The 8,265-nt window shown below is 57.5% G+C and carries 7 protein-coding genes; 1 reads left to right on the forward strand and 6 read right to left on the reverse strand.

Going from position 1 to position 8,265, the window contains the following annotated elements:
- Window positions 1–8: 8 nt before the first annotated feature.
- From DXD56_RS02720 to pyrR, 4 genes are all read right to left on the reverse strand, one after another.
- Window positions 9–776: a dihydroorotate dehydrogenase electron transfer subunit gene (locus DXD56_RS02720; protein ID WP_117639908.1), complete on the reverse strand. Its 768-nt coding sequence runs from the start codon at window positions 774–776 to the stop codon at window positions 9–11.
- A 116-nt stretch (window positions 777–892) separates the two neighbouring features.
- On the reverse strand, window positions 893–2,182 hold the full coding sequence (locus tag DXD56_RS02725; RefSeq protein ID WP_117639911.1) for a dihydroorotase: 1,290 nt from the start codon (window positions 2,180–2,182) through the stop codon (window positions 893–895).
- Window positions 2,166–3,110, reverse strand: coding sequence for an aspartate carbamoyltransferase catalytic subunit (locus tag DXD56_RS02730; protein ID WP_035138537.1), 945 nt, complete (start codon window positions 3,108–3,110; stop codon window positions 2,166–2,168). The genes DXD56_RS02725 and DXD56_RS02730 overlap by 17 nt, the downstream gene beginning before the upstream one ends.
- Before the next feature lie 4 nt (window positions 3,111–3,114).
- Entirely contained in the window at window positions 3,115–3,699 is a 585-nt protein-coding gene (gene pyrR, locus DXD56_RS02735) for a bifunctional pyr operon transcriptional regulator/uracil phosphoribosyltransferase PyrR (protein ID WP_117583216.1), read from the reverse strand.
- Between the two features lie 451 nt (window positions 3,700–4,150).
- On the opposite strand from pyrR, the gene rpmB reads away from it, so the two are divergent.
- Window positions 4,151–4,339 (forward strand): 50S ribosomal protein L28, encoded by a 189-nt coding sequence (gene rpmB, locus DXD56_RS02740; protein ID WP_022094725.1) that lies wholly within the window; start codon window positions 4,151–4,153, stop codon window positions 4,337–4,339.
- 176 nt (window positions 4,340–4,515) lie between these two features.
- On the opposite strand, the gene DXD56_RS02745 is transcribed toward rpmB, so the two are convergent.
- Together DXD56_RS02745 and DXD56_RS02750 are read right to left on the reverse strand one after the other, a co-directional pair.
- On the reverse strand, window positions 4,516–5,229 hold the full coding sequence (locus DXD56_RS02745; protein ID WP_199408851.1) for an IS3 family transposase: 714 nt from the start codon (window positions 5,227–5,229) through the stop codon (window positions 4,516–4,518).
- A 303-nt stretch (window positions 5,230–5,532) separates the two neighbouring features.
- Window positions 5,533–8,166: an InlB B-repeat-containing protein gene (locus DXD56_RS02750; RefSeq protein ID WP_147325173.1), complete on the reverse strand. Its 2,634-nt coding sequence runs from the start codon at window positions 8,164–8,166 to the stop codon at window positions 5,533–5,535.
- Window positions 8,167–8,265: the final 99 nt, after the last annotated feature.

The raw sequence follows: 8,265 nt of genomic DNA on the forward strand, positions 1-8,265 counted from the left end.
GGTACCCACTAGAAGACCACCACCTTGGAAGCATCGAACACGGGGCCGCACATGCAAGCACCCTTCATACCGTCGACCGTCTCGACATTGCAGGTGTTGCAGGCGCCAAAGCCACAGCTCATCATGCGCTCGAGGGACACCTCGCAGTACGCACCGGCCTCGGCGGCAGCGGCGGCGACTTTCTTCATCATGACAGCGGGGCCGCAGCTGGCGACGTAGTCGTAGCCGCCCTCGCCAAGCAGCTCAGCGGCAGGATCGGTGCAAAAACCGTGCGTGCCGAGCGAGCCGTCGTCGGTGCACACGTTGACCGTATCGCACAGCGCGCGGAACTCATCGACTCCCACGGCCTTGGACGCGGTGCCAAAGCCCAGGCACACGTCGACGGCCACACCCTGCTCGACGAGCATGCCGGCAAGGCACAGCACGGGCGGAACACCGATGCCGCCCGCAACGAGCAGCGCCTTCCTGGTGCCCTCGGGAACAAGCCAGCCGCGGCCGCCAGGGCCCAGCAGGTTAGAAGTGGAACCGGGGGCCATCTGCGACAGACGGCGGGTGTCGTCGCCCACGACGGCGTACCACAGCTCGACGGTGCCGGCCTGGGCGTCGGCGCGATAGAAGCTCAGGGGCACGCGAAGCAGCGAAGAGGCATCGCCGGGCACGGCGATGTTCACAAACTGACCGGGCTTGAGCGCACTTGCAAGCTTGGGGGCCGAGATTACGAGCGAGAAGATGCCCTCGGCGATCTCCTTGTTCGAGACGACCTCGAAGTCGTGCATGCGTGCAGTGGAAGGTGTGGGCATAGACGCTCCAATCCCCCATGCGGTTGCATGGTTCAGGCGAACAGAAAGCGCGGCACCGCAAGGGCGCCGCGCACAAAAGCGATAAGGCTATGCTAGCAGATGCAGCCGTCGGCGAGCGTCTGCTTGCCGCCGACAAACACATCGGTGGCACGACCGGTGAGCGTGCGGCCGGCAAAACCGGAATTCTCGGCACGCGACTCGTAGCCGTCCTCGCCGACCGTCCAGGTGGCAGACGCGTCGAAGACAGTCAGGTCGGCAACGGAGCCCGCCTTGACCTGAACCTGGTCGAGGCCCAGGATCTCACGAGGCTTGATGGCCATGAGCTCGACCATGCGACCCATGCTCATCTTGCCCGTGTTGACCAGCTCGGTGAGCACGAGCGACAGCGAAGTCTCGAGGCCGATCATGCCGAAGGGCGCAAGCTCGAACTCGCGGGCCTTCTCCCACGGAGTATGGGGAGCGTGATCGGTGACGATAGCGTCGACGGTACCGTCGATGACGCCCTGACGGATAGCCTCGGCGTCCTCGTCGGTACGCAGCGGCGGGTTGACCTTGAGCGAGGTGTTGTAGGTCTCGTCCAGGTCGTTCTCGGTCAGGAACATGTGATGCGGCGTGGCCTCGCAGGTGACCTGCACGCCAGCTGCCTTACCGGCACGCACGAGCTCCAGGCCATGGGCGGTGGAGATGTGCTGGATGTGCAGCTTGGCACCGGTCAGCTTGGCGATCTCGATGTCGCGGGCGATCTGGAGCTCCTCGCCGGCAGCCGGCCAGCCCTCGAGAGCCAGACGGGTCGAGACCTTGCCCTCGTTGATCTGGCCGTGGCCGACCAGGTCCTCGTCCTGGCAGTGGCTCATAAAGACCTTGCCGAACATCTTGCCGTAGTCCATGCAGCGACGGAGCATGCCCGCGCCCTGCACGCCACGACCGTCGTCAGTGAAGGCGACGGCGCCGTGGGCGACCATATCGCCCATCTCGGACATGGCCTCGCCCTTAAGACCGCGGGTCATGGCTCCCGACGGATAGACGCGGCAGTGGCCGACCTCGGCAGCGCGGGACTTGACGAACTCCACGACGGTGCCGTTATCGGTGACAGGATCGGTGTTGGGCATGGCGCACACGCCGGTAAAGCCGCCCTTGGCAGCTGCACGGGTGCCGCTCTCGATGTCCTCTTTGACCTCGTAGCCGGGCTCGCGAAGGTGAACGTGCATATCCACCAGGCCGGGGACGAGATATTTGCCGGAAAGGTCGCGGACCTCGGCTCCCTCGACGGCGAGATTCTCGCCGACCTCGGCGATCTTATCGCCGTCAATCAGGACGTCAACGACACCGTCAAGCTCGACGGACGGGTCGACGACGTGGGCATTCTTAAGAAGCAAGGCCATTATCGGCACCTCCAAGCAGCAGATACAGGATAGCCATACGCACGCAGATACCGGCGTAGACCTGCTCCAGGATGACGGAGCGTTGCGGGTGGTCGGCCATATAGGAGTCGAACTCGACGCCGCGGTTGATGGGGCCCGGGTGACAGATGATCGCGTCGGGCTTCATGAGCTTCTCGCGGTCCTTGGTCAGGCCGAAGAGCTTGTGGTACTCACGAATGGTCGGGAACGGAGCGCCCTCGAGGCGCTCCTGCTGCACGCGCAGCATGTAGACGACGTCCAGCTCGGGGAGTACCGAATCGAGGTCGCTCGTCACGTGGTCGCAGCCCAGGACCTCGGGCGCCGGCGGCAGCAGCGTGCCGGGGGCGACGGCGTAGGTCTCGCAGCCCATGATCTTAAGGGCGGGGATCAGCGAGCCGCAGACGCGGGAGTGCGCGATATCGCCGACGACGGCGACCTTAAGACCGTGGAAGTCGCCCTTGTGCTCCCAGATGGTGTACAGGTCGAGCAGGGCCTGCGTGGGATGGTTGTGCTTGCCGTCGCCGGCGCAGATGACGCTCGCGGGCGAGTTCTGCGTGACGATGTAGGGAGCGCCGGCGTGCTTATCGCGCACGACAATGCAGTCGATCTTATAGGCGTTGAGGGTCTCGACGGTATCGACGAGGCTCTCGCCCTTGACCGTGGAGGTCGAGGAGCCGCCGAAGTTGAGGCTGTCGGCCGAAAGACGCTTCTCGGCGAGCTCGAAGGAGCTGCGGGTACGCGTCGAGGGCTCGTTGAACATGTTGACGATGGTCTTACCCTTGAGCGTGGGGACCTTCTTGATGGCACGCTCGTTGACCTCGGAGAACGCCTTGGCGGTCTCGAGGATGAGCTTGATGTCCTCTTCGGAGTACTCGGTAATGTCGATCAGGTGCTTATGATTGAACGCCACGGTACTACTCACCTCCCAGCGGCGCGGAGCCCACGTGGGAACCCGGCGCGACGTCGTTGATCTCGACAGCGGTACGGCCGTCGACTTCCTTCATATATAGGTGCACGTTCTCCTCGTGCGACGAGGGAACGTTCTTGCCGACAAAGTCCGGCGAGATAGGGAGCTCGCGGTGACCGCGGTCAACGAGAACTGCCAGCTCGACTCGGCTCGGACGGCCCAGGTCCATAACGGCGTCCAGAGCGGCGCGGATGGTGCGACCCGTGTACAGGATGTCGTCCACCAGCACGACGCGCTTGCCGTCGACGCTGAAGGGAATGTTGGTAGCGTGGATCGCGGGAGCGAAATTGGTCGCATAGTCATCGCGGTAGAAGCTGATGTCGAGGCTGCCGAGCGGAACGTCGACGCCCTCGATCTCCTTGATCTCCTCGGCGAGCTTCTTTGCCAGAAGGTCGCCGCGCGTGACGATACCGACCAGAGCGAGGTCTTCACAGCCCTCGTTGCGCTCGAGGATCTCGTGCGCGATGCGGGTCATCGCTCGGTTGACGGCGGTCTCGTCCATGATGACCGCCTTGGGGGAAGTCGTGCCCATCGATCTCCTTCCTCACATGTCTTGACTGCTGACACAGTCAAAAAAATAGATGCCCGACCGCTCAAAGCGGACCAGACACCCACAGGAAGGGCTGCTCTTTGGCAGCAATGTAATTCCATGTGGGTATCTCGTACCCCTTTAATGGTCAAGGGATAGTGTAGCCAACCTCGAGCTTAATTGCGAGCATAAATACAGAGCAATCCGTAAACGGGCGCAGGCGCTCCATAAACCTATATATATTTGTGGGACGAGCTTGAAAACGCACGCACGAGCTGGCATAATCCCCTCTGCTGCACGCAAATCGGATCTACGTCCAGGGCCGTAGCGTGAGCACTATCGCCAAAAGAGGAATATCTCTGTGTAGATTGCGCACAGGGAGCGACTTCTGTGCTATAGTTCAGGCTTGTTTGTTAACGCGACATGTTCGTTTGTCGCCCAAGGAGGGTCAGTTATGTCCAAAGTTTGCGAAGTTTGCGGTAAGCACCCCGTTGCCGGTCGCTCCATCAGCCACTCTCACCGCGTCACCAACCGTAAGTTCCGCCCCAACATCCAGCGCGTCTACGTCGTCGTCGATGGTCACCGTCGCAAGATGAACGTTTGCTCCACCTGCCTCAAGTCCGGCAAGGTTGCGCGCTCCTAAATAAGGTCTTGCCAACAAGTACCTCGGACTCTCCGGGTCAAAGACCTCGCGTTCACATAGAACTATAAGAAACCGCTTTCTTTTGAGGAGGCGGTTTCTTTTTCTATCTATCCAGGAATGCAAAACCAGAGCGAAAAATGAAATGCGTCCCAAATCTTGGACGCCCTAAATAGCGACTAGGCCGCGAGGGCCTGATTCCGGAACTCCTCCGGGGTCAGGCCCTTCAATCTTACCTGCCTCCGGCTCGTGTTCCAGTGGACTATGTATTCCTCCAGGTCGCGTTTGAAATCCTCGAACGTCTCCCACTCGCGGCCCCGGTAGAACTCGTCCTTGACGTGGCCGAAGAGCTGCTCGGTGGCGGCGTTGTCGATGCAGTTCGCCTTCCTGGACATGCTCTGGACGATGCCTGCGGCCTCGAGCCTGGATGTGTACGAGGCGTGCTGGTACTGCCAGCCCCGGTCCGAGTGCATGGTCGGGGCGGCGCCCTCGGGGATCTTGGACAGCAGCTCGTCGAGCATCCTGACCTGCTGGGCCATGTCGGGCGTGGTCGATATGTCGCTCGCCACGATCTCCTTGGTGCAGAAGTCCAGCGTCGGGGCCCAGTAGGCCTTGCCGCCCGCCACCTTGAACTCGGTGACGTCCGTTCCCAGCTTCCGCCACGGGGCCCCGGCGTCGAAATCCCTCGCGATCACGTTCTCGAACGTCCTGCCGACGACGCCCCTGTACGAGTTGTACCTGTGGTAGGCCGTCTCGCGTCTGATACCGCAGCGAATCCACATCTCGCGCATCATCTCGAGCACGGTCTTGTCGGCTATCACGGCCCCCTCTTCCGCCCTGAGGCACATCGCTATCTGCCGGTGCCCGCAGCCGTTGGCAGTGCGCGAGAAGATCTCGGCGACCGCCGGCGGCCTTCTGCTCGTATGTGTACCTGCCCTGCTTTCCGTCCATGCGCAGCAGCACCTCGCTCCCGAATGCGCGGTATATCTCCTGCCATCTTCTCACGGCTTCCGCGGGAAGCGAAAGGGCGATCGCGGCAGATTTATACCCGTGCCCGAGCTCGAAGAGCCCTATGGCCGCCTTCCTGGCCTCGATATCATGCTTCACTCTCAAATCAACGCGCATAAAGAAAGCCTCCCATTTCTCATGTCCAAGAAATGGGAGGCAGTTCATTCAAAGCCATGGCAGGCCATTACTTATTTATCGTTCCGCCTCTTCTTGCGGTTGTATTCGAGCAGCAAACCTAAAGAAGTCAAAGCAGATCCGGCAACTGCCAGCGGAAGAACCGGCAGCAGTCTCTCCCCTGTCGAAGCCAGGGCACCCGGCTCGGTGGTCTTGGTCTGGGAGGCGGGGTCGGCCTTGGTCTCGCCGCCGTTCTCGTCGAAGGTCACGGTGACGTCGCGGGGCACCCACTTCCACTGGGCGTAGACGGTCGTGGACCTGGAGACCTCGGTCTTGTCGGTGAACTGATCGCCCGAGCCGTCCCTCTCGGTGTTCCAGCCGTCGAACGCCCAGCCCTTGCGGGTCGGGGCGGTCTTGGGCAGCGCGAAGGTGTAACTGTCCTTATCTGCAGTCTTATCTTGCAAAAACTTTTGAGGATAAGCAGGATCGTATGCGCCATTATCATCAAAAGTCAGCGATAACTTTGCTGCGACCTGCCACATGTGAAAATCATCAGTACCGTCGGCATCCCTGAAGCGCTTAAGGTAATAGCCCTCACCAACCGCATCCTCGTTGCCAAGAATAAAAGTGCTTTGCTTAGGCGCATCACCACTAGCTTTGGAGAGTACGTAGTTATCTCCGAGTGACGGCACTTTCAAATTCTGCCAATTGTTCGGATCAACCGTATTAACAGTAGTCTTCCCTGACGATTCCCCTTTTACAATAAGGGGAATGTCACCGCCATCATCCGTGCCATCATAGTTATTAGTAACAGCCGGCAGTCTAATTTCAGCGTCATCGCCACGGTAATTTCCTTGGAATAATGCGGGTGCCATTAAGGCAAGTGTGCCCTTATTAATAACGGCACCTTTCAAATTACTTGAACCGTGATCGATGAGAATGCCATTACTGCCAATAGAAGTGGTTCCCTTAACAAAAATATCGTTATAGTCATTCGCAGTATTGTATTGTTGCTCCCAAGTACCATTGATATCGGCATAACCATATACGTAGGCTTGAGAGCCAGCTGTCGTCAAAACGCTGCCCTCATCTACCCGAAGGCCATTGTCTTCAATTAATTCATAGCTAGAAGCATTGTTGCAACCAAATTTGGTCGTTACATTTGTATTCGATTGACCAGTAATAGCGATCTTATTTACAGAAGAAATCGTACCGGCCGTAATTTCGGAGTTATCAGTAACATTCAATGCAGATGCGTACTTAATATAAGGAATCTCAGCCACAGTCCCTGCAATATTGATTGTGGGAGAAGAAGACCCCTTGGGAAGCCCATAGTACACACCCGTAACGCCCGTAGCTATTTCCGGTCGTCCAGCAATATTAATGAAGGAACCGTCAGAAATCGATACATTCTTGTTCGAAGTCAACGAAACGTAGCCAACACTGCCGCTATTCAGACTGATAGATAGCTTTCCTCTAGCCTTTACGCTCGATCCCTCATCCGACGAATTGGTCAGGTCGTTCTCGCAGAAAACATACCCATGAGAATCGCCCGCTTCATCCCTCAGCTCAACACCAGAAGCGTTCACGGCGATATCACCGTTTACAGCACTCCACTCTGCTCCATAAATAGAGCCAACATGGGAGCCGTGGACATTAACGGTAATAGATCCGCCAACGTTCGCTTTCTTCGAACCTTCAATAAAAGGGACATCATTGGGTATCGATCCACCTTTATCCCAGCCCCAAACATTCTCGTAAGCATCGATAACGACATCGCCATCGACCTCATAAACTCCATCTGGGATCATTTGTCCTGCGCCAATTATTGGCCAATTGCTATTAAGACGAAGCATTTTGTCGGTGTTTTCATAAGTACTGCTGCCCGCAATAATATGAATGTTGCCTTTAATAGGCGCAGGGTCACCAAAATGACCGCAAATTTCATTTACCCGACCCGAGCGAACATCAAGCGTCACGTTGCCGCGCATCTCGCAACCGTAAGTGCCTTCGATAGCAGGAGAAACTTCGGAGTTGGCATTGTCGTAAACAAGCGTGGCGTTACCACCTACATAAACAGCAGGAAAGCCGTTTCCATCGCCGCTCGACCCATCGCCGCGCATGCAACCGGGATTAACGTGATTACCGCTAGCCATGCGAAGGTTACCGCTGATCTCAAGATAGGTGTCATGCTCGACGGACCCTTGATATGAACCACCGATGACGTCATGAAGGCCAGCGCCACTACCAGGATTGATATATCCAGACGCGGCTATCACCACATGTGTGTGATCGACAGTCGACCTATAGCCACCGCCATAAAGTGTTTCAGAGAGGTTGAGCTCGCAGTTACGAGTGAAAACGGTATCGAAACCATTGCAATAGAATTTTCCTGAACCAACCACTTCGACGTTGTCAAAAGTACAAGATCCGGAAAGCATGGCACGGTTGGAGAAGTGCAAGGTTGCGCGATTATCACCGTCACTCGTCACGGTAATCTTCTTGTTAGCAACGCCGAAAGTCGAAACGTAATCTTGGGTCGGCACCACAAAAGACGAGCCGCCTTTTAGGACAAGTCTGATCTCCGATAAATTATCGGAGGCGATTTTATTCAGCGCATCCTCAAATGTTGATTGATCATTAACTTGATAAACACCAGATTCTGCTGCATCAGAATTCGATTCATCAGATGTTTCATTCACATTCACATCGTTTGACTGCTTATCCGAGACATCAGATTCAGGTTTTTGATCATCACTTGAAACGTATTGTCGTTAGACGAAGCCTCGACCGCCCCCCCCCCCCCT

Origin of the sequence: Collinsella sp. TM06-3, assembly GCF_003436395.1 — a bacterium.
Classification (GTDB): Bacteria; Actinomycetota; Coriobacteriia; order Coriobacteriales; family Coriobacteriaceae; genus Collinsella.

Coding starts and splice junctions, on each gene's coding strand:
- DXD56_RS02720 (WP_117639908.1), bottom strand. CDS start 776: ATGCACGACTTCGAGGTCGTCTCGAACAAGGAGATCGCCGAGGGCATC.
- DXD56_RS02725 (WP_117639911.1), bottom strand. CDS start 2,182: ATGGCCTTGCTTCTTAAGAATGCCCACGTCGTCGACCCGTCCGTCGAG.
- pyrR (WP_117583216.1), bottom strand. CDS start 3,699: ATGGGCACGACTTCCCCCAAGGCGGTCATCATGGACGAGACCGCCGTC.
- rpmB (WP_022094725.1), top strand. CDS start 4,151: ATGTCCAAAGTTTGCGAAGTTTGCGGTAAGCACCCCGTTGCCGGTCGC.